Annotated in this window: 23 protein-coding genes, 1 other RNA gene and 1 pseudogene; 11 read left to right on the forward strand and 14 right to left on the reverse strand. The window is 65.6% G+C overall.

The window, feature by feature from the left end:
* Positions 1–3: 3 nt before the first annotated feature.
* Complete coding sequence (locus tag PKKP23_RS14135; protein ID WP_126877351.1) at positions 4–1,164, reverse strand: protein-L-isoaspartate(D-aspartate) O-methyltransferase; 1,161 nt, start codon at positions 1,162–1,164, stop codon at positions 4–6.
* Positions 1,161–1,919, reverse strand: a complete 759-nt coding sequence (surE, locus tag PKKP23_RS14140) for a 5'/3'-nucleotidase SurE (protein WP_017773755.1) — start codon at positions 1,917–1,919, stop codon at positions 1,161–1,163. Before surE ends, PKKP23_RS14135 begins: the two co-directional genes overlap by 4 nt.
* 179 nt (positions 1,920–2,098) lie before the next feature.
* Here surE and PKKP23_RS14145 point away from each other — a divergent pair, with 179 nt between their 5' ends.
* Positions 2,099–3,070 (forward strand): NADPH:quinone oxidoreductase family protein, encoded by a 972-nt coding sequence (locus PKKP23_RS14145; RefSeq protein ID WP_126877352.1) that lies wholly within the window; start codon positions 2,099–2,101, stop codon positions 3,068–3,070.
* Positions 3,071–3,153: 83 nt separating this feature from the next.
* Here the strand turns inward: PKKP23_RS14145 and PKKP23_RS14150 are convergent, their stop codons facing one another.
* The 5 genes from PKKP23_RS14150 to ffs all read right to left on the reverse strand — a co-directional run bounded on the left by PKKP23_RS14150 (position 3,154) and on the right by ffs (position 8,562).
* On the reverse strand, positions 3,154–4,437 hold the full coding sequence (locus tag PKKP23_RS14150) for a CaiB/BaiF CoA transferase family protein (protein WP_126877353.1): 1,284 nt from the start codon (positions 4,435–4,437) through the stop codon (positions 3,154–3,156).
* A gap of 164 nt (positions 4,438–4,601) precedes the next feature.
* Positions 4,602–5,198 carry a recombination mediator RecR gene (gene recR / locus PKKP23_RS14155; RefSeq protein WP_126877354.1) on the reverse strand — a complete coding sequence of 199 codons (597 nt, stop codon included), beginning with the start codon at positions 5,196–5,198 and terminating at the stop codon, positions 4,602–4,604.
* Between the two features lie 28 nt (positions 5,199–5,226).
* Positions 5,227–5,553: a YbaB/EbfC family nucleoid-associated protein gene (locus tag PKKP23_RS14160; protein ID WP_126877355.1), complete on the reverse strand. Its 327-nt coding sequence runs from the start codon at positions 5,551–5,553 to the stop codon at positions 5,227–5,229.
* Between the two features lie 70 nt (positions 5,554–5,623).
* A complete protein-coding gene (locus tag PKKP23_RS14165; RefSeq protein ID WP_126877356.1) occupies positions 5,624–8,158 on the reverse strand; it encodes a DNA polymerase III subunit gamma/tau in 2,535 nt (844 codons plus the stop codon).
* A 305-nt stretch (positions 8,159–8,463) separates the two neighbouring features.
* An RNA gene (ffs, locus tag PKKP23_RS14170) (signal recognition particle sRNA small type) lies at positions 8,464–8,562 on the reverse strand.
* A 387-nt stretch (positions 8,563–8,949) separates the two neighbouring features.
* On the opposite strand from ffs, the gene trxA reads away from it, so the two are divergent.
* The 7 genes and pseudogenes from trxA to PKKP23_RS14205 all read left to right on the forward strand — a co-directional run bounded on the left by trxA (position 8,950) and on the right by PKKP23_RS14205 (position 16,503).
* On the forward strand, positions 8,950–9,276 hold the full coding sequence (trxA, locus tag PKKP23_RS14175; RefSeq protein WP_017773749.1) for a thioredoxin TrxA: 327 nt from the start codon (positions 8,950–8,952) through the stop codon (positions 9,274–9,276).
* Positions 9,277–9,490: 214 nt separating this feature from the next.
* Positions 9,491–10,753, forward strand: a complete 1,263-nt coding sequence (gene rho, locus PKKP23_RS14180; protein ID WP_017773748.1) for a transcription termination factor Rho — start codon at positions 9,491–9,493, stop codon at positions 10,751–10,753.
* 96 nt (positions 10,754–10,849) lie between these two features.
* Positions 10,850–11,671: pseudogene (locus PKKP23_RS14185) on the forward strand (MFS transporter); the annotation flags it as partial.
* 38 nt (positions 11,672–11,709) lie between these two features.
* Positions 11,710–12,540, forward strand: coding sequence for a M90 family metallopeptidase (locus PKKP23_RS14190; RefSeq protein WP_126877357.1), 831 nt, complete (start codon positions 11,710–11,712; stop codon positions 12,538–12,540).
* A gap of 193 nt (positions 12,541–12,733) precedes the next feature.
* Complete coding sequence (locus PKKP23_RS14195) at positions 12,734–12,997, forward strand: type B 50S ribosomal protein L31 (protein ID WP_017773745.1); 264 nt, start codon at positions 12,734–12,736, stop codon at positions 12,995–12,997.
* A gap of 367 nt (positions 12,998–13,364) precedes the next feature.
* On the forward strand, positions 13,365–15,119 hold the full coding sequence (locus PKKP23_RS14200; RefSeq protein ID WP_126877358.1) for an ArnT family glycosyltransferase: 1,755 nt from the start codon (positions 13,365–13,367) through the stop codon (positions 15,117–15,119).
* A gap of 28 nt (positions 15,120–15,147) precedes the next feature.
* Positions 15,148–16,503 (forward strand): MATE family efflux transporter, encoded by a 1,356-nt coding sequence (locus PKKP23_RS14205; RefSeq protein WP_026121842.1) that lies wholly within the window; start codon positions 15,148–15,150, stop codon positions 16,501–16,503.
* A 44-nt stretch (positions 16,504–16,547) separates the two neighbouring features.
* Here the strand turns inward: PKKP23_RS14205 and PKKP23_RS14210 are convergent, their stop codons facing one another.
* Together PKKP23_RS14210 and PKKP23_RS14215 are read right to left on the reverse strand one after the other, a co-directional pair.
* Positions 16,548–16,970 (reverse strand): carboxymuconolactone decarboxylase family protein, encoded by a 423-nt coding sequence (locus PKKP23_RS14210; RefSeq protein ID WP_042298886.1) that lies wholly within the window; start codon positions 16,968–16,970, stop codon positions 16,548–16,550.
* Positions 16,971–17,099: 129 nt separating this feature from the next.
* Entirely contained in the window at positions 17,100–17,552 is a 453-nt protein-coding gene (locus tag PKKP23_RS14215; RefSeq protein WP_126877359.1) for a MerR family transcriptional regulator, read from the reverse strand.
* A 275-nt stretch (positions 17,553–17,827) separates the two neighbouring features.
* On the opposite strand from PKKP23_RS14215, the gene PKKP23_RS14220 reads away from it, so the two are divergent.
* Positions 17,828–18,529 (forward strand): ComEA family DNA-binding protein, encoded by a 702-nt coding sequence (locus tag PKKP23_RS14220; protein ID WP_126877360.1) that lies wholly within the window; start codon positions 17,828–17,830, stop codon positions 18,527–18,529.
* A 206-nt stretch (positions 18,530–18,735) separates the two neighbouring features.
* A complete protein-coding gene (locus tag PKKP23_RS14225) occupies positions 18,736–19,164 on the forward strand; it encodes a YidB family protein (protein WP_042299070.1) in 429 nt (142 codons plus the stop codon).
* 140 nt (positions 19,165–19,304) lie between these two features.
* Here PKKP23_RS14225 and clpB read toward each other — a convergent pair whose 3' ends face one another.
* Together clpB and PKKP23_RS14235 are read right to left on the reverse strand one after the other, a co-directional pair.
* Entirely contained in the window at positions 19,305–21,902 is a 2,598-nt protein-coding gene (gene clpB / locus PKKP23_RS14230; protein WP_017776763.1) for an ATP-dependent chaperone ClpB, read from the reverse strand.
* Between the two features lie 259 nt (positions 21,903–22,161).
* Positions 22,162–22,644, reverse strand: coding sequence for an Rrf2 family transcriptional regulator (locus PKKP23_RS14235; RefSeq protein ID WP_017776762.1), 483 nt, complete (start codon positions 22,642–22,644; stop codon positions 22,162–22,164).
* 234 nt (positions 22,645–22,878) lie between these two features.
* Here PKKP23_RS14235 and PKKP23_RS14240 point away from each other — a divergent pair, with 234 nt between their 5' ends.
* Complete coding sequence (locus tag PKKP23_RS14240; RefSeq protein WP_126877361.1) at positions 22,879–23,445, forward strand: group III truncated hemoglobin; 567 nt, start codon at positions 22,879–22,881, stop codon at positions 23,443–23,445.
* A gap of 47 nt (positions 23,446–23,492) precedes the next feature.
* Here the strand turns inward: PKKP23_RS14240 and moaE are convergent, their stop codons facing one another.
* The 3 genes from moaE to PKKP23_RS14255 are packed head-to-tail and all read right to left on the reverse strand — an operon-like array spanning position 23,493 to position 25,535.
* A complete protein-coding gene (gene moaE / locus PKKP23_RS14245; RefSeq protein WP_126877362.1) occupies positions 23,493–23,966 on the reverse strand; it encodes a molybdopterin synthase catalytic subunit MoaE in 474 nt (157 codons plus the stop codon).
* A gap of 29 nt (positions 23,967–23,995) precedes the next feature.
* A complete protein-coding gene (moaD, locus tag PKKP23_RS14250) occupies positions 23,996–24,253 on the reverse strand; it encodes a molybdopterin converting factor subunit 1 (RefSeq protein WP_017776759.1) in 258 nt (85 codons plus the stop codon).
* A gap of 46 nt (positions 24,254–24,299) precedes the next feature.
* Positions 24,300–25,535, reverse strand: coding sequence for a molybdopterin molybdotransferase MoeA (locus tag PKKP23_RS14255; protein WP_126877363.1), 1,236 nt, complete (start codon positions 25,533–25,535; stop codon positions 24,300–24,302).
* Positions 25,536–25,658 lie beyond the last annotated feature (123 nt).

Raw genomic sequence — 25,658 nt, forward strand, 5'->3', positions numbered from 1 at the left:
TTTTCAAATCACTCCGGATTTTAAGGGGACAAAGAAAACGCGATCAAGCCGCACCTCGCGCCATTGCGCAGGCCCCGTGCGCTCCACCAGCGTGAGCACCTGGGCGCTCTCGCCTTGCGCGCCCACTGCGCCCGCAGCGCCCTGCTCGGCCACCGGCGCCACGAGCCGCCCGCCGATGGCGAGCTGATCGAGAAGTGCCTGCGGCACGTCGAGCCCAGCCGCGGCGATCACGATCGCGTCGAACGGCGCCGCTGCCGGCAGGCCCAGCCTCCCGTCGCCGTAATGCAGGCGGATGTTCGGAATGCGCAGCGGACGCAGATTCGTCTTGGCCCGCTCGTAGAGCGGCTTGATCCGTTCGATCGAATACACCTCGCGTGCCACCTGGCTCAGCACCGCGGCCTGATACCCGCAACCCGTGCCGATTTCGAGCACGCTCGCCAGCGGCCGGCCCGCGGCAGCAAGCTCGATCATGCGGGCCACGACCGAAGGCTTCGAGATCGTCTGGTGATGGCCGATCGGCAACGCCGCATCTTCGTAGGCCTGGGTCGCGAGGCCCGGGTCGACGAACATGTGGCGCGGCACGACCGACATCGCATTGAGCACGCGTGAATCGGCAATGCCGTTCGCCCGCAGCCGTTCGACCATACGCTCGCGCACCCGTTCCGAGGTCAGCGCGAGCGCGCCGTTCAAGGCGACATTGGGCGCGCCGGCCGGCGTCGCGCGAGCGCCGCCAACGCCGACTGCCCGGACCGGCTTCGACAACAACGATGCGGCGCCAGCCGCCTTCTTCGGTGCGCCGGCAAGCGAAGCGACAGACGCGCCTCGCGGCCGCGCCGCGCTCTGGGGCTTCGTCGACACCGTGCCTTGCGGCGTGCCGGCGTCACGCGTCTTGATCGCGATGGGCTGCGCTGACTTCGCCGTGGCAGGCCGCGCTGCACGTGGCGACGTGGCCACCGCGGGTTTCGCTACAACGCCGGGCTTTGCGGCAGCAAGCGGCTTCGGTGATAGGGCCGGCGATCTGGCGACGCCCGCCGGCTTCACCGCGCCCGCCGCGCTCGTCGACTTAGCGGCGCGCGCATCGAGCGGACCGGCATCGCGCTTGCGCGGCTCGCGCACGAGGTCGGCGAGCCCCAGCGGAAAACGCTTTGCGCGCTCGCCTGTCATGAAGCCCTGCGGCCTGCGCGAAGCCAGTCGCGCGCAACGGGAAGCATCTGCGTGTGGGTAAGGTCGAGTTGCAGCGGCGTGATGGACACGTGGCCCGTTGCGACCGCGTGAAAGTCGGTGCCCTCGCTCGCATCGCGCGCGCTGCCCGACGGACCGATCCAGTAGATCGGCTCGCCGCGCGGATTGGTCTGGCGGATCACGGGCTGCGACGGATGGCGCTTGCCGAGGCGCGTGACGCGCCAGTCGCCGAGTTCGTCGTAAGGCCGGTTCGGAATATTGACGTTGAGGAGCGGATGCCCCGGCAGCGGATGCTCGAGAAAATGCGCGACGATTTCGACCGCTACGCGGGTCGCATCTTCGAGATGCACCCAGTCCTTGTCGACCAGCGAAAACGCAATGGCCGGCACGCCGAACATGATGCCTTCCGTAGCGGCGGCAACCGTGCCCGAGTACAGCGTGTCCTCGCCCATGTTCTGGCCGTTGTTGATGCCGGATACGACGAGGTCGGGCTTGTGATCCAGCATGCCCGTGAGCGCGATGTGGACCGAATCCGTGGGCGTGCCGTTCACGTAGTAGAAGCCGTTCGCCGAGCGCAGCACCGAAAGCGGCCGCGAGAGCGTGAGCGAGTTCGACGCGCCGCTGCAGTTTTGCTCGGGCGCCATCACCGTGACATCGGCAAGCGGCTTGAGCGCCGCGTAAAGCGCGGCGAGTCCGGGTGCCAGATAGCCGTCGTCGTTGCTGAGGAGTATTCGCATCGGCCGATTGTAACCGAGGAAAGAAGGCACGCGAACGACACAGCTTGCCGCGCCGCCGTCTACGCATCACCGCGCGAGTGCGCAGTTTTCCAGCGGGCGACGCAGGCGCAAAAGCGCACGTCCGTTCGCCATGCCGTACACTGCACGTCCGGCATTCGCCTGCATTGTGAGGAGACGTCATGCGCGCAATACGCTGCAACCAGTACGGCCCACCTGCAACGCTCACGCTCGAGGTTTTGCCCGATCTGGTGCCGCCGCCGGGCCACGTCGTGATCGACGTGAAAGCCGCGAGCGTCAACTTCCCCGACGTGCTGATCATCGAGAACAAATATCAGGTCAAGCCGCCGCTACCGTTCACGCCCGGCGCAGAAGTGGCGGGCGTGGTGCGCGCGGCGGGAGACGGTGTGACGCTCTCGCCCGGCACGCGCGTGGTCGCATTCGTGGGTTACGGCGGATTTGCCGAGCAGGTGGCAGCGCCTGTTTCGGCCTGTATGCCCTTGCCCGACGACGCCGATTTCGCGACGGCCGCAGCTTTCACGCTCGCATACGGCACCTCGCATCACGCCGTGGTGGACCGTGGCGCGCTGCAGCCCGGCGAAACGATGCTCGTGCTGGGGGCGGCGGGCGGCGTCGGGCTTGCGGCGGTGGAGATCGGCAAGGCGGTTGGCGCGCGCGTGATCGCCGCTGCCTCCACGGACGAGAAGCTCGCCGTTTGCACCGCACACGGTGCCCACGCCACGCTGAACTACGCGCGCGACGATCTGCGCGCGCGAATTCGCGAGCTGACCGACGGCAAGGGACCCGACGTGATCTACGATCCCGTGGGCGGTATTTATACGGAGCCCGCCTTTCGCAGCATTGCGTGGCGTGGTCGGCATCTCGTGGTCGGCTTCGCGAACGGCGAGATTCCGAAGCTGCCGCTCAATCTCGCGCTGCTCAAAGGCGCGAGCGTGGTCGGTGTCGCGTGGGGCGAGTTCGCCAAGCGTGAGCCGCAACGCAATGCCGCGGCGTTCGCGCAGATGTTCGACTGGATGAAGGCCGGCAAGCTGCGGCCGCATATTTCGGCGCGCCATGCCCTCGCCGATACGCCGCGCGCACTGGCCGACATGGCGTCGCGGCGCGTAACCGGGAAGATTGTCATCGAGATGTGAGCGTGCGCGCCGGGTGCTTTTCTTTGGTGCGCGCGCGACGGGTTGCGTCTCGGTTCTGCCCCGCACCCGCCTTCGTGCATTGATTAGATGATCTGCCGCTCTCGCAGCTGCGCGATGCTGTGAGCGTCGTAACCCAGTGCGCCCAGCACTTCGTCCGTATGTTCGCCGAGCTGCGGGCCGAGCCAGCGCGTCTCGCCCGGCGTCTCGGAGAATCTGGGTGTCACCGCGGGCAGCGCCACCTCCACACCATCCTGCCACTTGAAGCGCTGGATCATCTGGCGCGCGATGTACTGCGGGTCCGTGAACATGTCGGCGACGCTGTAGATGCGGCCCGCCGGCACGTCGGCCGCGTTGAGCACCGCGAGCGCCTCGTCGATGGTGCGGCTCGCGAGCCACGCCGCGATCGCGCCGTCGATTTCCACCGTGCGCGGCACGCGGCCGTCGTTGTGCGCGAGCGCCGGATCGTTGGCCAGGTCGTCGCGCCCGATGGCGAGCATGAGGCGGCGAAAGATCGGATCGCTGTTGCCGCCGATCACGATGCTGCCGTCACGGCACGGATACGTGTTGGACGGCACGATGCCCGGCAGCGACGCGCCGGTGCGTTCGCGCACCATGCCGTAAAGCCCGTATTCGGGCACCACGCTTTCCATCATGTTGAAGACGGCTTCGTAGAGCGCGACGTCGACCACCTGCCCCTTGCCGCCGTTGACCTGACGATGATGCAGCGCCATCAGCGCGCCGATCACGCCGTGCAACGCCGCGATCGAATCGCCGATGGAGATGCCGATGCGCGGCGGCGGCAGATCGGGATAGCCCGTGATGTGACGCAGCCCGCCCATCGATTCGGCGATCGCGCCGAAGCCCGGCCGGTCGCGATACGGGCCGCTCTGCCCGTAACCGGAAAGACGCACCATCACGAGACCGGGATTGCCTTCGGAGAGCACGTCGTAGCCGAGGCCCAGCTTTTCGAGCAGCCCTGGCCGGAAGTTTTCGACCACGATGTCGGCTTCGCGCGCGAGACGACGCACGATCTCCTTGCCCTCTTCGGCCTTGAGATTCACCGTCACCGACTTCTTGTTGCGCGCCTGCACCGCCCACCACAGCGAGGTGCCGCCCACCTCGGGATAAAGCTTGCGCCACTTGCGCAGCGGGTCGCCGCCCTTCGGATCTTCGATCTTCACGACGTCCGCGCCGAACTCACCGAGCAGCCGCGCCGCGAAGGGGCCCGCGATCAACGTGCCGAGTTCGAGCACCTTGACGCCGGCAAGCGGACCGCGCGGCTTGTCGGTGGCTGGCGTGGCTTGCTGTGCGGCGCCGTCGTCCTGTGCGGCAGGATGGTGCGGAGATTGGGGGGAAGCTGCGCTCATCTGTCTCGTGTCTCTCGGTGATGTCCGGCGCGAAGTTCTCGTGACGATTGCAAACGCTCGCTGCGGACGCCCATTTCCGGCTGCGTTTTCTCGCGACGTTCGTTGCCGCCCGCGCTGGTCGGATCTGGCGCCGCGTGGCGACCTCGCGCCATCCCGCGGCGCCGCTAAAGCGAGCGTCTGTCGAGCATCGCGCGCGCGATCGTGCCGGCGTCCACGTACTCGAGTTCGCCGCCCACGGGCACGCCGCGCGCGAGTCGCGTCACCGTAAGGCCGCGTGCCTTGAGCGTCTGGCCGAGGTAGTGTGCGGTTGCCTCGCCTTCGTTCGTGAAGTTGGTGGCGAGCACCACTTCCTTGACGATGCCGTCCGACGCGCGCTTCACGAGCCGGTCGAAATGGATTTCCTTCGGACCGATGCCGTCGAGCGGACTGAGCCGCCCCATCAGCACGAAATACAGGCCGCGATAGGTCAGGGTCTGTTCGAGCATGATCTGGTCGGCCGGCGTCTCGACGACGCACAACAGCGTCGGGTCGCGCTCGGTGTCGCTGCAGACTTCGCAGATGCGCGCCTCGGTGAAGGTATTGCACTTCTCGCAGTGCTGCAGATGCTCCGTTGCGAACAGCAGCGCGCGGCCGAGCTTCTGCGCGCCTTCGAGGTCGTGCTGCATCAGGTGGTACGCCATGCGCTGCGCGGACTTCGGCCCGACGCCGGGCAGCGCACGCAGCGCTTCGACGAGCGCTGCGAGGGCGGATGGTTGCTTCATGCGAAATCGGTTCCGCTTGGCCTGCGCCTCAGAACGGCAACTTGAAACCCGGCGGCAGCGGCAGACCGGACGTCATGCCGCCCATCTTTTCCTGCGTGGTGGCTTCGGCCTTGCGCACGGCGTCGTTGAAGGCGGCGACGACGAGGTCTTCCAGCATGTCCTTGTCGTCGGCAAGCAGGCTCGGGTCGATCGAGACGCGGCGCACGTCGTTGCGGCAGGTCATCGTCACCTTCACGAGACCCGCGCCGGACTGCCCTTCCACCTCGATCTGCGCGAGCTGCTCCTGCATCTTCTTCATGTTTTCCTGCATCTGCTGGGCCTGCTTCATGAGCCCGGCGAGTTGGCCTTTCATCATGGTCACTGCTCCTTGTGGATTCTGTGGATTCGAAAACGGAACACCTCGCGCGCGACGAGGCGTATGCGGGTTAGTGGCCCGCTGGCGCGCCGCCGGCGCTCATGCCTGGGTCCGGCGCGATGGCCCGGATGGAGCCCGGCACGATGCTCGCGCCGAACTCCCGGATCAATTGCTGTACGAACGGCGCGGCGCCGATCTCGCGCTCGGCGTCGCGCTGGCGCTGCGCGCGCGCGGCGGCATCGAGCGCAGCCGCTGTGCGCCGGGCGGGCCCCACCTCGACCTGCACCTCGACGGGTTTGCCGAGCCGCTCGGCGAGCGCCGACTTCAATTTTGCGACCTGCGTGGCCTCGGCGTATTGCGGCACCGGCACACTGAGCTTGAGCGTGGTGCCGTCGAGCGCTGTCAGTTCGCTGTTGAACGCCAGTTGATACGAGATGCCTTTGAGCGCGAGACCGACGGCGAGCGCGGGCCAATCGCCAGCAAAACCGATGGCGTCGAGTGCGATGCCGGGCGGCAACTGGCTCACGTCGATCACAGGCGTGGGGGCCGGCCCGGCAGAAGCCGGCCTTGCGTCGGCGGACGGCGGGAAACCCGGCTCGCTGTCGAATACGGGCATGAACCGGTCGTCGTGGTCGTCGTGGTCGCCGGGGGACGCGAAGTACGCGTCCTCGGCCCCGGCGGGCAGGTAGTCGTCCGGCGGAATGTCGTCCCAAGGTGGCATCGACGTAGCGGCATCGGCTGCCTGGCGGGCCTGCGGACGGGCGCCGGGCGGCGACGCCTCTTCCGCGCGCCGCGATGCAGCCGGCGCGGGAACCGGGACGTTCACGCGAGGCGCAACGGTCTTGCGTTCCGGGGCCGGTTGGCTGGAAGACTGTGCAGCGGACTTTGACGTGGCCGTTGCAGCCGGCCCAGCCGATGCAGCAGCGGAACGGCTGCGATCCGACGATACCTTCATGCCGGCGTTGCGCAGCACGTCGAGCGCCGCACTCGCACCGCCGCGGCGCGGCGCAGTGGATGCCGTATCGGCTGCTGCCGTTGCCGCTGCCGATACGGCTGCCGCGGGCGGTTGCGCTGAGCGATCTGTCGATGCAGCCAGCGCGTCGAGAGTCGGCGCACCGTCCGACGCGCTATCCGACATGGCCTCGGGCACAGGAGGTGCAGCATCGACAGGTGTGTCGTTACTTGCCGCCTGAGTTTCTTGCGCGTCCCCATGGGCCGCGCTTTTTGTCGTTACGTCCGCCGCGGTTTCCCAAGGCGGAACAACGGCCGGCGACTGGGCAGGCGAAGGCGTCGCTGGCGGCGCAACGTCGGCGGTTGCGGGCGTTGCGGTTACGGAAGACGTGTCCTCCGACAAAGGCGCGGGTGCCGACGATGGTTGCGTGGCGAGCGGCGCCGCGGCTTGCGCGGCCGTCGCCATGGCGGGGGTAGTCGAACGCGAGCCATTTGCGCCGCCCGATGCGGGTTTCGCCGCGCGCGCACCGCCACTGCCGCCACCACCTGCACCACCCGCCGCTCCGTTCGCAGCGGGCTCGAAGGCCAGCATGCGCAGCAGCGTCATGGTGAAACCGGCGTATTCGTCGGGCGCGAGCCCCAGTTCGCTTCGGCCGATCGTCGCGATCTGGTAGAAGAGCTGCACGGCCTCGGGACTCAGCGCGTCAGCGAAGCGGCGCAGGTCCGCGGCTTCGGGCCATTCGTCGAGCACCGACGACGGCGCGAACTGCGCCCAGGCCACGCGATGCAACAGGCCGGCGAGATCCTGCAGCGCGGTGGAGAACGAGAGGCTGCGCGTGGACATTTCGTCAGCGATCGCGAGCACGGCAGCGCCGTCGCCTGCGATCAGCGTATCGATGAGGCGAATGAGGTAGCTCTGGTCGAGCGCGCCGAGCATCCCGCGCACGGCGTCTTCGGTCACCTGGTTCGCCGAATACGCGATGGCCTGATCAGTAAGCGAAAGCGCATCGCGCATCGAGCCGTCCGCGGCGCGCGCGAGCAAACGCAGCGCCTGCGGTTCAAACGCCACCTGCTCCTCGCCGAGAATGCGCTCCAGATGCGACACGATATGGCCGGCCGGCATCTGTTTGAGGTTGAACTGCAGACAGCGCGAAAGCACTGTCACGGGAATCTTCTGCGGGTCGGTCGTGGCGAGGATGAATTTGACGTGCGGCGGCGGCTCTTCAAGCGTCTTCAGCATCGCGTTGAAGGCGTGGTTCGTGAGCATGTGCACTTCGTCGATCATGTAGACCTTGAAGCGCGCATCCACCGGCGCATAGACGGCGCGCTCGAGCAGCGCCGCCATTTCGTCCACGCCGCGATTACTCGCCGCGTCCATTTCCACGTAATCGACGAAGCGCCCTTCGTCAATTTCCCGGCACGCGCGGCACACGCCGCACGGCGTCGCGGTCACGCCGGTTTCGCAATTGAGCGCCTTCGCGAAAATCCGCGAGAGCGTGGTCTTGCCCACACCACGCGTTCCGGTAAACAGATAAGCGTGATGCAACCGTCCGCCGTCGAGCGCGTGCGTGAGCGCGCGCACCACGTGCTCCTGTCCGACGAGCGAAGCGAAATCCTTCGGTCGCCACTTGCGTGCGAGAACTTGATAGGTCATCGGGAAATTGTATCAGCAACCCAGGTGCGCAAAGACCTGTCCGCGCCCGGCGGCGCGATGTGACGCCGGCCTGTCGGAGCGCGCGCAGACGCGGCTGCCGCGGATGATACAGGGCGAACGCCGTGGCTTGCGAGAGCCGCGCGAAACGAAACGCAGAGCGGGCAAAGCAACGCCGTGAAATCGCACGAAGGCAATTGCAGGAGAGAAGCGAAAAACGGCAACGAGGAAACGCGAGAAGTGCCGCGAAAAGGCGTAGGAAGGCGCGAACCAAAACCGCGCAAAACAAAGGAAGGACAGAAGAGGAAGGTGACGAGCCTGACCCTCGGCACTGGTGGAAAACGGCTGTGGCTGCTTCGTTCCCGACCTGACCAGGTTGACCGCCCCTCCATGCGAGGAGGCCCGTCACGTCGCATTCTAGCATTGCTCGCCGTGCAACGCGACTGCTCTTGCGTCGAAACACGTTTCATGGGACTCGCTCGCGGGCTCTTGTATCCGCTCCCGGTGCCACCAGATAGGCCTCGTAGCGAGATCGAATCATCGGTAACCCTGCCGCCGGCATGAGTACTATCACCACCGGCAGCACATAGCAATTTAGGCTACACTGGCGCTGCAAATACCGGCAAAGCCGCTGCAATTCAAGGTTTTCTCGCGAATCCGACGTCGGTGTCTTTTGAATATCGCAGACGCTTTCGGCCTGATCGCAGCAGCGGTGCGAACGGACGTTTTTTCAGTTTTGGTGTATCGTGGCGAACACTTTTGGCAAGCCTCGATCCGAAAGAGGTATTCACACAATGAGCGAACAAATCAAGCACATTACCGACGCATCGTTCGAGCAGGACGTCGTCAAGTCCGACAAGCCGGTGCTGCTCGACTTCTGGGCCGAGTGGTGTGGTCCCTGCAAGATGATTGCGCCGATTCTCGACGAGGTCGCGAAAGACTACGGCGACCGCCTGCAGATCGCGAAGATCAACGTCGACGAACATCAATCGACGCCGGTCAAGTTCGGCGTGCGCGGCATTCCGACGTTGATCCTCTTCAAGAATGGTGCCGTTGCGGCACAGAAGGTGGGCGCGCTGTCGAAGTCACAGCTCACCGCCTTCCTCGACAGCCATCTCTAAGCGCCTGATACGCGCGTTGCGCGAGTCATTGCGCGTTGTTGTCAGCCGGCAACACGCGCAATGACAACATGCCCGTCTGCCGCGCAGGCAGATTTTCGCGTGTGCTATGCTAGAATCAATAAGGCGTCGGACAGGCGCCTAAGTCCTTGAGCGGTTCCGCTCACCCTCCTCCCATATTTCATTTCGTCGCATTCCTCCCCGACGGGTTCTCCGTATGCATTTATCCGAGCTCAAGTCCCTGCACGTGTCCGAACTGATCGAGATGGCCAATGGCCTCGAGATCGAAGCGGCGAACCGCCTGCGCAAGCAGGAACTCATGTTCGCGATTCTCAAGAAGCGCGCCAAAACGGGTGAAACGATTTTCGGCGACGGCACGCTCGAGGTGCTGCCTGACGGCTTCGGCTTCCTGCGTTCGCCGGAAACCTCGTATCTCGCGAGCACGGACGACATCTACATCAGCCCGTCGCAAATCCGCCGCTTCAACCTGCATACCGGGGACACCATCGAAGGCGAAGTGCGTACGCCAAAAGACGGCGAACGTTACTTTGCGCTCGTGAAGGTGGACAAGGTCAACGGCCAGCCGCCCGAGGCCTCGAAGCACAAGATCATGTTCGAGAACCTCACGCCGCTGCACCCGAACAAGGTGCTGCTGCTCGAACGCGAAATGCGTGGCGAGGAGAACGTGACGGGCCGCATCATCGACATGATCGCGCCCATCGGCAAGGGGCAACGCGGCCTGCTGGTCGCCTCGCCGAAGTCGGGCAAGACGGTGATGCTTCAGCACATCGCGCACGCCATCAAGCAGAACCATCCGGACGTCGTGCTGTTCGTGCTGCTGATCGACGAACGCCCCGAGGAAGTGACGGAAATGCAGCGTTCGGTGGCGGGTGAAGTGATCGCCTCCACGTTCGACGAACCGGCCGCGCGCCACGTGCAGGTTGCCGAAATGGTGATCGAGAAGGCCAAGCGCCTCGTCGAAATGAAGCATGACGTGGTGATTCTGCTCGACTCCATCACGCGCCTTGCGCGCGCTTACAACACCGTGGTGCCGGCGTCGGGCAAGGTGCTCACGGGTGGTGTCGACGCCAATGCGCTGCAGCGTCCGAAGCGCTTCTTCGGCGCGGCGCGCAACATCGAGGAAGGTGGCTCGCTCACCATCATCGGCACCGCGCTCATCGAAACCGGCAGCCGCATGGACGACGTGATCTACGAAGAGTTCAAGGGCACCGGCAATATGGAAGTGCACCTCGAGCGGCGCCTGGCAGAAAAGCGCGTCTATCCGTCCATCAACCTCAACAAGTCCGGTACGCGCCGCGAAGAGCTGCTGATCAAGCCGGACATCCTTCAGAAGATCTGGGTGCTGCGCAAGTTCATCCACGACATGGACGAAGTCGAGGCGATGGAATTCCTGCTCGACAAGATCCGCCAGACGAAGAGCAATTCCGAATTCTTCGAGATGATGCGACGCGGCGGCTAATCACCGCGTATCGCACAAATCGCATGTTTTGAACGCCCGCCTTGCGCGGGCGTTTGTATGTGTGCCGAACGCACGATGGCAGCAATGGCGCCCGCGCTCAGCGTGGCCGGCACCGGGGCCCTCGGCCGGTTTGCCCGGCATCAGTGGCACCATCCGGCGCCGCTCATGCGTCTGCATGCGTTGCGCGAAAAGACCTTTCAGATGGGACTCGCGCTTTACGTTCTCTACTACTACGAGTCGACCGGCTTCAGTTATCTGATCTCACGCTTTCTCGAAAGCGGCCTCGGCTACCCCGTCGAGAACGCGGGCCGGCTCGTCGACGTAACGTCGCTGATTTCCGCCAGTACATTGTCCGTGTATCTGCGCCACGCGAAGCTGCTGCCGCGCAAGAAATGGCTGATCGTTTCGGGCTTCGCCGTCGCCGCACTCGCCACGTTTTCGATGACCCGCATGACGCCCGACGCAAGCGAAGCGACACTTGTCGTGCCGTTGCTGCTGCGTGGCCTGCTGCTCTTCATCGTGCTGCCGATCGCCAATCTCACGTTTAGAATATTCGCGATCGACGAGTTCACGCACGGCTACCGGCTGAAGAACATCGTGAGGCAACTGACGATTTCGTTCGCCACCCCGTCGGTCATCGTGGTCGAGCGGCATCGCGACGCGCTGCATCGCACCCGGCTCGTGGAAGTCGCCACCCCGTTCAACCCGCTGTTTCGCGACGCGCTCGCCGCGCTGACCCAATGCTTCGAAGCGGCCGGCCGCACCACGGACGAAGCGCACGCGCTCGCCATGGCGGAGATGAGCGGGCTTGTTGCGCTGCAGGCGAGCTTCCTGACCTCGCTCGACGGCTTCTACTTCCTGATCGGCGTGGCCGTGTGCAGCGCGCTCTTCGCGGCGTGGCAACAGCAGATCGACTAACGCAACCGTTACAGCACCGACCGGACAAGCCCACCCCGATGCTTTCGAAACTCACGCAATGGCTGGATACGCGCCGCCGCGACCGCGCGCTGCGCACGCATGCGATTTCCGACGCGCTGTGGCGCAAGACGCTCGACGGCTTGCCCTTTCTCTCGCATCTCGACGCGACGGACCTCGAGCGGCTGCGCGAACTGACGAGCCTGTTCCTCGCCCAGAAGGAGTTCTCCACGGCGCACGACCTCGCGCTCACCGACGAGATGACGGTCGCCATCGCGGCCCAGGCATCGCTGCCGGTGCTGAACCTGAGCCTCGACCTGTATCGCGGCTGGGTCGGCGTGATCGTGTATCCGGGCGAATTCGTGATCCGCAAGACGGTGGAGGACGAAGCCGGCATCGTCCACGAGGTCGAGCACGACGCCAGCGGCGAGGCCTGGGAAGGCGGTCCCGTGATTCTTTCCTGGGAAGACGCCCAGATGACGGACGGCGCCGACGCCTACAACGTCGTGATCCACGAGTTCGCACACAAGATCGACATGCTGACGGGCGAAGCGGACGGCCATCCGCCGCTTTTCAGGCGCTGGCACGCGCCGCTCGATACCGAGGCGTGGTCCGATGTCTTCGACCACGCCTACGACCAGTTCTGCGCGAAGGTGGACGCGGTGCCGGAGCGCCGCTGGGCGCGCTTCGAGCGCGATTCGCTGATTGACCCTTACGCGTCGGACCACCCGTCGGAGTTTTTCGCCGTCTGCAGCGAGGCCCTCTTCGTCAAACCGAAAGCGTTCGAGGTCGAATATCCCGAGCTTTACCGGCTGCTCGCGCGCTATTACCGCCAGGACCCGGCGAAGGTCGGCGCGCTGGAGGCACGGTGAGCCGTCGGAATGTCTCAGCGAGGCGTGACCGACCGCCAAAAAAGTCGCCAACCGTCTGATTTTCTGGCATAATCGCCGCTTTTCGACCTTAGGCAAGTGGCTCGCGCCGAACTGCCAGCGCTCGGGAATGCCGGAAAGCACGGCGCCTCGTCGCGGCACGCGGGTTGGCTACCGCCAGACTAAAGGAAAGACCATGAAGAAAGGCATTCATCCGGATTACCGCGAAGTCCTGTTCATCGACGTGTCGAACGACTTCCGTTTCGTGACGCGCTCCACCATCCAGACGCGCGAAACCGCCGAGTTCAACGGCAAGACCTACCCGCTCGCGAAGATCGAAGTGTCGTCGGAATCGCACCCGTTCTACACGGGCCAGCAAAAGATCATGGACACGGCCGGCCGCGTCGAGAAGTTCAACAAGAAGTTCGGCTCGCGCGCCACGGGCAAGGTCGCGAAGTAAGCGAAGCAGGATCGCCTGCGATGCCGGCTCTTACCGCCGGGTCCGAACCGCAAAAGGGCAGCGCACGCTGCCCTTTTTTGTCGCCGGGCGATTTTGTTTCACCGCGGTTGTCATCCCTGTCTTACCGGTTGCCTTACCGTCTGTTGACCGATGGCCTGGCGCACCGTCCGCACGACCCGCACCACCGTGACGCGCCCCGGCAGCCCCGACTACAATGCCGGATGCTCCAGCCTGGCCGGCTCGCAGGCCAGCCTTCATCGAGCCTGTCCTGGCAGTCCGGTCCGCCTTCTTTGCCGTATTCGTCTCTTCCTGGCGGGCCAGCTCGCTCGCCATCGGCCCGAGCGTCCATCCAATCACCGCACACTGCATGAAGCCTGTCGTCCGTCTCACCGCCTCCGCCACAAGCGCCCTGCCGCGCTGGCTGCTGCTCACCATCTGCATCGTCTATGCGTCGTTCGGGCTCTTCGGCCGCGATCCGTGGAAGAACGAGGACGCGGCGGGCTTCGGCGTGATGTGGACGATGGCGAACGGCACCACGCACGACTGGCTGCTGCCCAACCTCGTCGGCAAGTACATCACCTCGGAAGGCCCCGTGGGCTACTGGCTGGGCGCCGCGGCCATCCGCGCGCTCGCGCCCTGGGTCGATGCGAGCAACGCCTCGCGCGTCTTCACCGGCCTGCTTTTCTGCGCGGCCTGTGCGTTCGTCTGGTACGCCGCGTATCTGCTTGGCCGTCGCGCCGAGGTTCAGCCGTTCAAGTACGCGTTCGGCGGCGAACCCGAACCGCGCGACTACGGCCGCACGCTGGCCGACGGCGCACTGTTGATCCTGCTGGGCTGCTTCGGTCTTGCCGAACGCGGCCACGAAACCACGCCGCAGATCGCCCAGTTCGTCTGCGTGGCGATGCTCGTGTACGGCCTCGTGCGTGCCATCGACAAGCCCATCCAGGGTTCGCTGTGGTGGGGAGTCGCGATGGGCCTCGTTGCCGTGACGAGCAACCCCGTGCTGGTGGGCGCGCTCCTCATAGGCACCTTCGCGATGGCCGTCATCGCGCCGGAGGTGCGCACGCGCTGGTTGCTGCTCGCAGGTCTGCCCGTGGCGCTCGTGATCGGATTTTCGTGGCCCATCGCCGCACTGCAGCGCTTTCCCGACGACGCCGTCTGGTTCCTGAACCAGTGGGTGCGCGGCAGCGTCAACGCGTTCGCCGGCCCGCCGGGCTCCGCGCTGCGCTATGCGGCCAAGAACCTGCCGCTGTTCACGTGGCCGGCGTGGCCGCTCGCCGTCTGGGCCTGGTTTAGCTGGGCAGGCCTGCGCCGCGCGCCGCACGTGGCGATCCCGCTCTCCGTGATCGCGCCGCTTATCGTGCTCGTGGTGCTGCAGAGCCATCAATCGAACCGGCTCTACATGCTGCTGCTGCCGGCGCTCGCGGTGTTCGCGGCGTTCGCGCTGCCCACGCTCAAGCGCGGTGCGATCAACGCCATCGACTGGTTCGCTGTCTTGAGCTTCACGATCGTCGGCACGATGGTCTGGCTCGTCTGGATCGCCGCGTTGACGGGCTTTCCGGCGCCGCTCGCGCGCAACCTCGCGCGCTATGCGCCGGGCTTCACACCCGAGTTCAAGATTCTCTCGTTCGTCTGTGCCGTGGCCGTCACGCTGTGCTGGTTCGTGCTCGTGCAATGGCGCGTGGCGCGGCATCCCAAGGTGTTGTGGCGCAGCGTCGTGCTGACGAGCGGCGGCACCACGCTCATGTGGGTGCTGCTCATGACGCTGTGGCTGCCGGTCGTCAACTACAGCCGGACCTACAAGGACGTCGCCGAGCAGATCGCCGCCCATCTTCCCGCCGACTACAACTGCATCTCGCCCGCGCGTCTGGGCGATGCGCAGATCGCCACCTTCGCCTATTTCGGCGACATGCATTTTTCGTTCGACGAAGACTGCGACGTGATTCTGCGTCAGGACTCGCAGGACTTCGGCGCGCCGAGCTCGATGTCGGACTTCGTCTGGAAGCTCGTCTGGGAAGGACGGCGCGCGGCGGACCGCGACGAGCGCTTCCGGCTCTATGTCCGCATCGACCGTCCGAAGCCGCCCGTCACGCGCCGCGTCTGGCGCAGCCGCCACAAATAGGATGAGCTCGACGATCCAGCTGCACAGCCTGCGCGCCGATGCGCGCCGCATCGCGGCGCTCGCCTGGCCCGTGCTGATCGGCCAGCTTGCGATCATCGCGTTCGGCGTGATCGACACGGCGATGGTAGGCCGCTACTCGGCCACCGACCTCGCCGCGCTCGGGCTCGGGTCGTCGATCTACATTTCGGTCTTCATCGGCCTCACGGGCATTCTGACCGCGCTGCAGCCCGTCGCAGCGCAGCTCTACGGCGCACGGCGCGAAGCGGAAATAGGCGAGGAAGTGCGCCAGGCGCTATGGCTCGCGCTCGCACTGACCATCGCGGGCTTCGCGATTCTATACTTTCCGGGCCCGCTGCTCGATCTCGCCCACGCTCCCGACGCGCTGCGCGAGCGCACCGAGGGCTACCTCAAGATCCTCTCGTTCGGACTGCCGGCGAGCCTCGTGTTTCGCGTCTACAGCTCGCTCACGAACGCAGTGGGCCAGCCGCGTCTCGTGATGATCCTCCAGGTCGGCGCGCTGATCCTGAAGGTGCCGCTCAACACGTGGTTCATCTTCGGCGGACTCGGCGTACCCGCGCTGGGCGGCCCCGGCTGCGCGCTCGCGAGCACGCTCATCAACTGGACGCTGGCCATGGTCGGCATGTTGCTGATGACACGGCTCGATGTGTTTTTGCCCTTCGGCATCTTCAAGCGGTTCTGCTGGCCGGTGTGGTGGCGCCAAGCCGAGTTGCTCAAGCTCGGCATTCCGATGGGACTCTCGTACCTGATCGAGGTGACGTCGTACACGTTCATGGCGCTTTTCATCGCCCGCTTCGGTACGACGACGCTGGCGGGCCACCAGATCGCAGGCAACGTCGGCGCGGTGCTCTACATGACGCCGCTTTCCATCGGCATTGCGACGTCCACGCTCGTGGCTCAGGCGCTGGGCGGTCAGCGCCACGCGGACGCCCGCACGCTTGCGCGCCACGGCATCGCGATGGCCGCTGCCATCGCGCTGTGTTACGGCGCCCTCGTGCTCGCGCTGCGGCCGTTCATCATCGGCGGATATACGCCGGACCCGGCCGTCGCGGCCGCAGCCATGCCGCTCGTGCTGATCGTGACGTGCTATCACTTCTTCGACGCCATCCAGGTGACGACCGCCTTCGTGCTGCGCGCCTACAAGGTCGTGGTGATTCCGACGGTGATCTACGCCGTCGCGCTGTGGGGCGTGGGCCTGGGCGGCGGCTATGCGCTCGGCTTCAATGTGAGCGGCGCAGCGCCCGCGTGGCTCACGGGCGCTCGCGGCTTCTGGTTCGCGAACATGGCGAGCCTGATGGTGGCTGGCGCCGGACTGCTCGTTTATCTGCGCGGCGTCAGCAGACGATATTTGCGCGCGGAAGGTTGAGCGGCGCGCAATAACGGTGCGTGGTTACGCAAACCGCCGGGCCATCACGCCGCCTGCGCTGCTTCAGCGGCAGTCTTCCCTTCATGCTCGCGTCGCGTGAAAACCTCGTGAGCGGCGAAAAGCGCGTTGAGCGCTGCGGGAAAGCCGGCATAGAGCGCCATCTGCATGAACACCTCCACGATTTCGTCGCGCGTGCAGCCCACGTTCAGCGCCGCCTCGATATGCACCTTGAGCTGGGGCTGGGCATGTCCGATGGCCGCCAGCGCGGCGATCGTCGCGATCTCGCGCGACTTCAGATCGAGCTGCGGCCGGCTGTAGATGTCGCCGAAGCCGAATTCGATCAATAGCCGCCCGAAGTCCGGCGCGACCGGCGCGAGCGCTTCGATCACACGCTCTCCCGCCTCGCCGTCGATTTCCTTCAGCTTGTTCCAGCCCCGCGTGTAGCGGTCGTCCTGTGCGTATTGCATGGTGTGTCCTTTTCCTGTCATTGCGGGTCAGCGGTCAGTTGCCTGACTGGCTTGCCGTCGTGACGACGGCGTCCTCGTCCCGGACGCCTGCGGCATGGCGCCGGCCTGCCGTCCGTTCGAGGTCCTTCGTCATGCGACTTTCCGCTTCTCATTGCGCTGGTCGTTGCGCTTCTCATTGCGCTTGTCATTGCGCTTCGATGTTCCGGCTTGCTGGGCACGCCGCTGTGCCTCGTCGTAAAACTCGATCTTGGCCGTGATCGCTTCGAGACTCGTCTGCAGTTCCGCGATGCGTGCAAGCACGGCCTCGCGATGCGCTTCCAGCATGTCGCGGCGCGCCCCGATCGAGACGTCGCCCTGGCTGCGCAGCGCCGCAAACGCCTGCATGCCGGCAATGGACATGCCCGTCGCCTTCAGGCGCATCACGAACTGCAGCCAGTCGAGGTCGGCCGGCGAATACAGACGGTGCCCGGCTGCCGTACGCCCCACGGGACGCAACAGGCCAGCCTGCTCGTAGTAACGCAGCGTGTGCGTGGAGACGCCGAGCTGAGCGGCGACTTCCCCAATGTTCAGCGGTTTCGACATGACGGAACTCAGGTTAGGACTTCGAGTGCACTCCAGGTCAAGCGTCGCGTGACGCCGGCTGGAAAACACGTCGACGACATTGCGGAGATCGTAATGGCCTGACGCAAAAGGTTAAAGAATGTGAGGCGACATTTACTTCGCTGGGGCGGATCGGTATAAATCGTGCCTTCCCACCGAATAGGACTGGCCAATTGTCCTATGCTGGAAGCACAGCGGCTCGTCACAGAGCGTCGTCCGTTCCGGCTTCCCGTTTTGCCATCAATGGAGTGATTGCCATGCTGAAGAAGCTGTTCATGCTGTGTCTCGCCCTCGGGCTGTCGCTGTCCGCAGCGCTTGCCGCCGCAGTCGAGGTCAACACCGCCGACGAAGCCGCCCTCGAATCGGTGAAGGGCATCGGCCCCGTTCATGCCAAGGCGATCATCGACGAACGGACGAAGAACGGTCCGTTCAAGGACGCCGACGATCTGGCCGCACGGGTGAAGGGCATCGGCCAGAAGTCGGTGGTCAATCTCGAGGCGGCAGGACTGACGATCAACGGCTCGTCGGTGCCGCCCACCGGCAAGGCCATGCCGAAGAAGAACACGGAAGCCGCTGCGAAGACAACCGCACCGGCGGCGCCGTCCACGGCGACGGCACCTAACAAGGCGGCCCCATCCATGACGCCGGCCGCCCCGTCCATGTCGACCGTCCCGGCAAAGCCGGCAACGTCGACCGGTATTGCGCCTGCCAGGACTGCCGCAGCCGCTGCTGCTGCAACCCCCACGCCGACGGCCAGCGCAGCCGCGGCCGGCGCGGCATCGGGCGCCAAGGCAACGAAATCGAAGAAGAGCAAGAAGGCTGCGGCTGCCGAACAGGCATCCGCCGCTTCGGCTCCCGCTGCGGCGCCCGGCGCGCCGGCTGAAGCCTCGGGCACGAAAGCCGGCAAGACGAAGAAGGCCAGGAAGAGCAAGGCGGCATCGGCCGCTTCAGGCGCCTGACCGGCGTTGCGCCAGAGCCCGGCGCGCGCCGCTACCAAACGTCCTGCGGCACGACAGAAACCGGTCACAGAAACCGGCCACAGAAGCTCGCCGTCGAAAGCGGGCAACGGTTCGCAGTAAAACTCCTCAACATGGCGCCGCGCGAATGCGCGGCGTCTTCCCCCTGTCGGCGCGACGACGTCGTGCCTTTTTCAAGAGAAATTGCCATGAGCCTACTCGATTCCCTCGGTTCCCTCCTCGGCCAGTCGTCTTCGGGCGGCGGCGGTGCGCAACAGGCGCTCATCGCGGCCGCGCTCGAGTACGTCAACAACCAGCCCGGCGGCCTGATGGGCCTCGTCCAGAAGTTCGAACAGGGCGGCGCTGGCGGCATCATCCAGTCGTGGATCAGCAACGGCGAGAACCAGCCGATCTCCTCCAGCCAGTTGCAGAACGTGCTGGGCTCGGATGCGGTATCGGGTCTCGCGCAAAAAGTCGGCATGCAGCCGGATCAGATCAGCGGCCTGCTCGCACAAGTGCTGCCCCACGTGGTCAACGCGGCGACGCCCGAAGGTGAGGTGCCGGCCGAAGGCAAGCTCAACGCCGACACGGTGCTTGGCACGCTGGGCGGCCTCGCGTCGTTGTTCGGCAAGGCGTAAGGCAGTCTGCGTCCGCGGCGCGCCGACCCGCGCTCAGCCGCAGATAACGCACACATGAAAAAGGGCAACGAATCGCTTCGTTGCCCTTTTTTCTTGCCCGGCCGGCGACAGTCATGGCCGGCTCGGCCCTCCAGCCCCCGTCAGTGGACGACCCGTTCGAACACGAACTTGCCGTTTTCCACGTCGACCGGAATCACGTCCTTCGGACCGAACTTGCCCGCGAGGATGAGCTTCGCGACCGGATTCTCGATCTCCTGCTGGATCGCGCGCTTGAGCGGCCGCGCGCCGAACAGCGGGTCGTAGCCAACCTTGCCGATCTGATCGAGCGCTTCCTCGGATACCACGAGTTGCATGTCGAGCTTCGCGAGCCGCTCGTGCAACCGCTCCAGCTGGATCTTCGCAATCGACTGGATGTTCGACCGGTCGAGCGCGTGGAACACCACGACTTCGTCGATGCGGTTCAAGAACTCGGGCCGGAAATGCTGCTTGACCTCGCCCCACACCGCGTCTTTCACCGCTTCCTGCGGTTCGCCCGACATCGCCTGGATCAGGTGCGAGCCGAGGTTCGACGTCATCACGATCACCGTGTTCTTGAAGTCGACGGTACGGCCCTGGCCATCGGTCATGCGCCCGTCGTCCAGCACCTGCAGCAGCACATTGAACACGTCCGGATGCGCCTTCTCGATTTCGTCGAGCAGGATCACGCTGTACGGTTTGCGGCGCACCGCTTCCGTGAGGTAGCCGCCCTCCTCGTAGCCCACATAGCCCGGCGGCGCGCCGATCAGCCGTGCGACGCTGTGCTTTTCCATGAACTCGCTCATGTCGATGCGGATGAGATGTTCTTCCGAATCGAACAGGAACGAAGCCAGCGCCTTGCACAACTCGGTCTTGCCCACGCCGGTCGGGCCGAGGAACAGGAACGAGCCGTACGGCCGGTTCGGGTCCGCGAGACCCGCGCGCGAGCGGCGGATCGCATCGGCAACCGCGGTGATCGCCTCGTCCTGCCCGACCACGCGCTCATGCAGCTTCGCCTCGATCTGCAACAGCTTTTCGCGCTCGCCCTGCATCATCCGCGAAACGGGAATGCCCGTAGCGCGCGACACGACTTCCGCGATTTCCTCCGCGCCCACCTGGGTGCGCAACAGACGCGGGCGGCTCGGGTTTTGCTGCTCTTTCGCTTCGGCCTGCGTCACCTGCTTCAGTTGCGCCTCGAGTTGCGGCAGTTTGCCGTACTGCAATTCGGCAACCTTCTCGAGCTTGCCCTCACGCTGCAAGCGCGCGATGTCGGCGCGCGTGCGCTCGATCTCTTCCTTCAGTTGCGCGCTGCCCTGTACCGCGGCCTTCTCGGCGGTCCAGATTTCTTCGAGGTCCGAATATTCGCGGTTGAGCCGCTCGATTTCCTCTTCGATCAGTTGCAGGCGCTTTTGCGAGGCCTCGTCCTTCTCCTTCTTGACGGCTTCGCGCTCGATCTTCAGCTGGATCAGGCGCCGGTCCAGACGGTCCATCTCCTCGGGCTTCGAGTCGATTTCCATCTTGATCTTCGAAGCCGCTTCGTCGATCAGGTCGATCGCCTTGTCCGGCAAGAAGCGGTCCGTGATGTAGCGATGCGAAAGCTCCGCGGCCGCGACGATCGCCGGGTCGGTAATCTCGACGCCGTGGTGCAGCTCGTACTTCTCCTGCAGACCGCGCAGGATCGCAATGGTGGCCTCGACCGTCGGCTCGTCGACGAGCACCTTCTGGAAGCGGCGTTCGAGCGCGGCGTCCTTCTCGATGTACTTGCGGTACTCGTCGAGCGTCGTGGCGCCGATGCAGTGCAGTTCGCCGCGCGAAAGCGCCGGCTTCAGCATGTTGCCGGCGTCCATCGCGCCTTCGGCTTTGCCCGCGCCCACCATGGTGTGGATCTCGTCGATGAAGACGATGGTCTGGCCTTCGTCTTTCGCGATGTCGTTGAGCACGGCCTTCAGGCGCTCTTCGAACTCGCCGCGGTACTTCGCGCCCGCGAGCAGCGCCGCCATGTCGAGCGAGAGCACGCGCTTGCCCTTGAGCGTCTCGGGCACTTCGCCGTTGACGATGCGCTGGGCGAGCCCTTCCACGATCGCGGTCTTGCCGACGCCCGGCTCGCCGATCAGCACCGGATTGTTCTTCGTGCGGCGCTGCAGGATCTGGATGGAGCGGCGGATCTCGTCGTCGCGGCCAATCACAGGATCGAGCTTGCCGGCGCGGGCGCGTTCGGTCAGGTCGACGGTGTACTTCTTCAGGGCTTCACGCTGGCTCTCAGCGTCCTGGCTGTGAACCTGCGCACCGCCACGCACGGCCGCAATCGCGGCTTCAAGCGCCTTGCGCGTGAGACCGTGCTGGCGCGCGATGCGGCCCGCCTCGCCCTTGTCGTCGGCCACGGCGAGCAGGAACATCTCGCTCGCGATGTAGGTGTCGTTGAGCTTCTGCGCTTCCTTGTCGGCCTGATTGAGCAGGCCGAGCAGTTCGCGGCCGATCTGCACGTTGCCGTCGGTGCCCTGCACCTGCGGCAGCCGCGTGATCGCATCGTTGAGCGCGGTCTGCAGCGCCTGCACATGCACGCCCGCACGCGAGAGCAGCGAGCGCGCCGAACCGTCTTCTTGCGCGACGAGCGCCGCCAGCAGGTGCACGGGTTCGATGTACTGGTTGTCGTGACCGACCGCGAGACTCTGCGCGTCCGACAGGGCTTCCTGGAACTTGGTGGTGAGTTTGTCGATTCTCATTGATGAGCGCTCCAATTCTGACTGTCACCAAAATGAGGCGCTTCAGGGCGGTTTCAAGGCACTTTTCGCATACTTTTGCACGTGGCGGCACGTTTTTGCGAAAAACGATGCGCGCGGAACCGTCCTGCGCCGAAGGTCTGCAACACAGTGCGCTCGCGGCGCGCGAGGGTGTTGACGAGCGTCAAACGGTGCCGGAACCGGGCATCCGGGCGGACCGGCTAATCGGAACGTCGATGGGAGCGTCTGAAGCCGGTACGTCTCAGATCGAACCGGCGGGAGCCTGCACGATCGGTACGGCAACCGGAATACCGAGCAGCGCCGCAAGCTGGCCCGGCGGCTCGATGAGTTCGGCCACCGTGTGGCGATCGAGCTCGGCGAAGAACGCGGCACGCGCGGCTTCGAGCACGTGCTTGAGTCGGCATTGAGGATCGATCACACAGCCGCGCCGCACGCCTTTACTGTCCGGAAAGCAGCCCACCAGCGCAAAGTCGGTTTCCGTGGCGCGGATGATCTCGCCCACCGTGAGTGCGCGCGAGGCGGGAGCGAGCCGCAGCCCGCCATTGCGGCCGCGCACCGTCTCCACCCAGCCCAGTTCGCCGAGTTGCTGCACCACCTTCATCAGATGATTTTTCGAAACGCCGTAGGCGTCGGAAATTTCCTGGATGGTCGAAAGTCCTTCGTCGCGGGCCGCCAGGTACAGGATCACGCGGAGCGAGTAGTCGGTATAGTCAGTCAGTCTCATGGCAACGAGTCGGCCTTCGACGCGCGTTTCGCGTAAAAGACCCTGTCCGTTTCGGGGTTGCGGCAATCGTCGGCGCGCCATAACATGCGCCGTTGATGCTCGTTTTTGAGGGCAATGTCAGCTATTGTCCTTCAGTTTCGCTGTTTGCGGAGCGCATGCTCATTCATCGGGCATATCTCCGGATGACCGGACGAAGGCCCCAACCGCGCCTCTGTCTCACCACTGCCACGCTTCATGACGCCGTCCGCTTCACTTTCCAGCGCTGCCGCCCCGGCCACGCGCCACCCCGAACCGACCACCGAAAATATTCGAGAGCTGGTCTACGCGTTCTACGACCGCGTGCGCGCCGACCCGCTCCTCGGCCCCGTGTTCGACACCGCGCTCGCCGGCCGCTGGGACACCCATTTGCCGAAAATGGGTACGTTCTGGGCGAGTCTCGTGCTCGGCGAGAAGGGTTATCGCGGCAATGTCCAGCAGGCGCACGAGCCGCTGCCCGGCGTCGAGCCGAAGCACTTCAGCCAGTGGCTCTACCTGTTTCTCGATACCGTGGAAGCGCGCTACGAACCGGCTGCCGCGGTCCGCTTCATGGAGCCCGCGCTGCGTATCGCACAAAGCCTCCAGTTGAGCCGCTTCGGCTGGGACTACGCGATTCCGCCGGAGCAGCAAGCGCTGCTCGAGCGGGTTGCGCCGCGCCGGTCGGCTCACGGCGACAGTCACGCCGGGCACGATGCCGGGCGCGATAGCCCAGTCGGCGAACCCTTCCCGGCAAAGATCATTGGACGTGGAGCGGACGCGTCGTAACGACGTCGCCGCGCGGCGACAGCGTCAATGGTGCAGCACGGCAGCGGCTACTTCGCCGCGTTACCCGACTTGATTCCCCAGCGCGCCAGCGCCGCGTCGTCGGACTCGCGCGCATCCACCCAGCGCTCGCCGGCCGCGGTCTTTTCCTTCTTCCAGAACGGCGCCTGGGTCTTCAGGTAATCCATCACGAACTCGCACGAGGCGAACGCGTCGCCACGATGCGCGGAAGTGGTCGCCACGAGCACGATCTGGTCGAGCGGGTAAAGCTTGCCCACGCGATGAACGATCAGCACATCCACCCCTGGCCAGCGATCACGGGCCGCATCGACAATGTCGGCCAGCGCCTTTTCGGTCATGCCCGGATAGTGCTCGAGCTCCATCGCTTCCACGCCGCTGCCTTCGTTGAGGTCGCGCACGGTGCCGACGAAACAGGCCACGGCGCCGATGCGCGGGTTCTGCGCGCGCAGCGCCGCCACCTCGGCGGAAAGGTCGAAGTCTTCGGTCTGGACGCGCACGGTCATGGCGTACCTCCTGAGTGTGCGCAACGCGCTCAGCCGCCCGTGACGGGCGGGAAGAACGCCACTTCGCAACCCTCGGTAATGCGCGTGCCGGCGTCCGTCATCACGTGGTTGCAGGCCATGCGCAGCGCGCGCCCTTCGGCGAGCGTGTCGGCCCAGACGCCGCCGCGCGCGCGCAGCCAGCCGCGCACGTCGCCGATGGTCGCGATGCCGTCCGGCACCTCGACGGATTCATGCGCGACGCCCAACGCCTCACGCACGCTCGCGAAAAATTTCAGCTGGATCTTCATGTAATCAAGCGGCGCCGGCCCTGCATGACAAAACCGGGCGCCCGCATCAGTAGAGCAGTTCGGAAAATGGCAAGAAGCGCACCGTCTCGCCTGCGCTGATCGCGTGATTCGGCGGGTTGTCGATGAGCCCGTCGCCCCACACTGTCGACGTCAGCACGGCCGAGCTCTGGTTCGCAAAGAGGTCGAGACCGCCCGCCGGATTGACGCGCGCGCGCAAGAACTCGTTGCGGCGATCGGCCTTTGGCTGCGTGAAGTCGGCGCGCAGCGAAAGCGCGCGCGGCGCGACCTGCTTCACGCCCGCAAGGCGCAGCACGAACGGCCGCACGAACAGCAGGAACGTGACGAAGCTCGAGACAGGATTGCCCGGCAGGCCGATGAAGAACGCCTCGTCGTGGCCGGCTTCATCGTGCGCCCCAGTGCGCTCGCCACGCCGCACGGCACCAAAGGCCAGCGGCTTGCCTGGCTTCATCGCGATCTGCCACATCGAGACCCGCCCTTCGGCTTCCACGGCGGGCTTCACGTGATCCTCCTCGCCCACCGACACGCCTCCGCACGTGAGAATCAGATCGTGCCCGCGCGCGGCGTCGCGCAGCGTGGCGCGCGTGGCGTCGAGCCGGTCGGGCACGATGCCGAAGTCCGACACCTCGCAGCCCAGGTTCTCGAGCAGCCCGCGCAGCGTGAAGCGATTCGAGTTGTAGATCGCGCCGGGCCGCAGCGGCTCGCCGGGCATCGTCAGCTCGTCGCCAGTGAAGAACACGGCCACCTTGAGCCGCCGCACCACGGCAAGCTCGGCACATCCGACCGAGGCGGCGAGTCCCAGTGACTGAGGCGTGAGCCGCGTGCCGGCGGGCAGGATGACCGAGCCGCGCCGGATGTCGGCGCCTTGGGCCGTGATCCATTCGCCTGCCTTGGGCGTGTGCAGCAGCGCGACTTCATCGCCCGTCGGCTCGGTCTGCTCCTGCATCACGATCGCGTCGGCGCCGGGCGGCACGGTCGCGCCGGTGAAAATGCGCGCCACCGTGCCGGGCTCGAGCGGTTGCGGCGCGTGGCCCGCGGGAATGCGCTGCGACACGCGCAGACGGGCCGTGCCGTGCGCGAGGTCGGCCACCCGCACGGCGTAGCCGTCCATGGCGCTGGTATTCATGGGCGGCACGTCGAGCGGCGACACCACGTCAGTCGCCAATACGCGATTGAGCGCATCGAGCGTGGGCAGCATTTCGACGCCGGCGAGCGGCCGGGCCGCGGCAAGCAGCGTGGCGAGCGCGTCGGCAGTCGACAGCATGGGAGGACGCGCGCCCGGTGAAGTCGGTGTGGACGGCGTGGAGGACGGAGAAGCAGGCGTGGACATCGTGCGGGTTCGAATGGGCTCGGACGACAGATCAGGTCATTGTAGCGGCGCGCCCTG

The organism is Paraburkholderia kururiensis JCM 10599 = LMG 19447, from assembly GCF_003986935.1.
Lineage (GTDB): Bacteria > Pseudomonadota > Gammaproteobacteria > Burkholderiales > Burkholderiaceae > Paraburkholderia > Paraburkholderia kururiensis.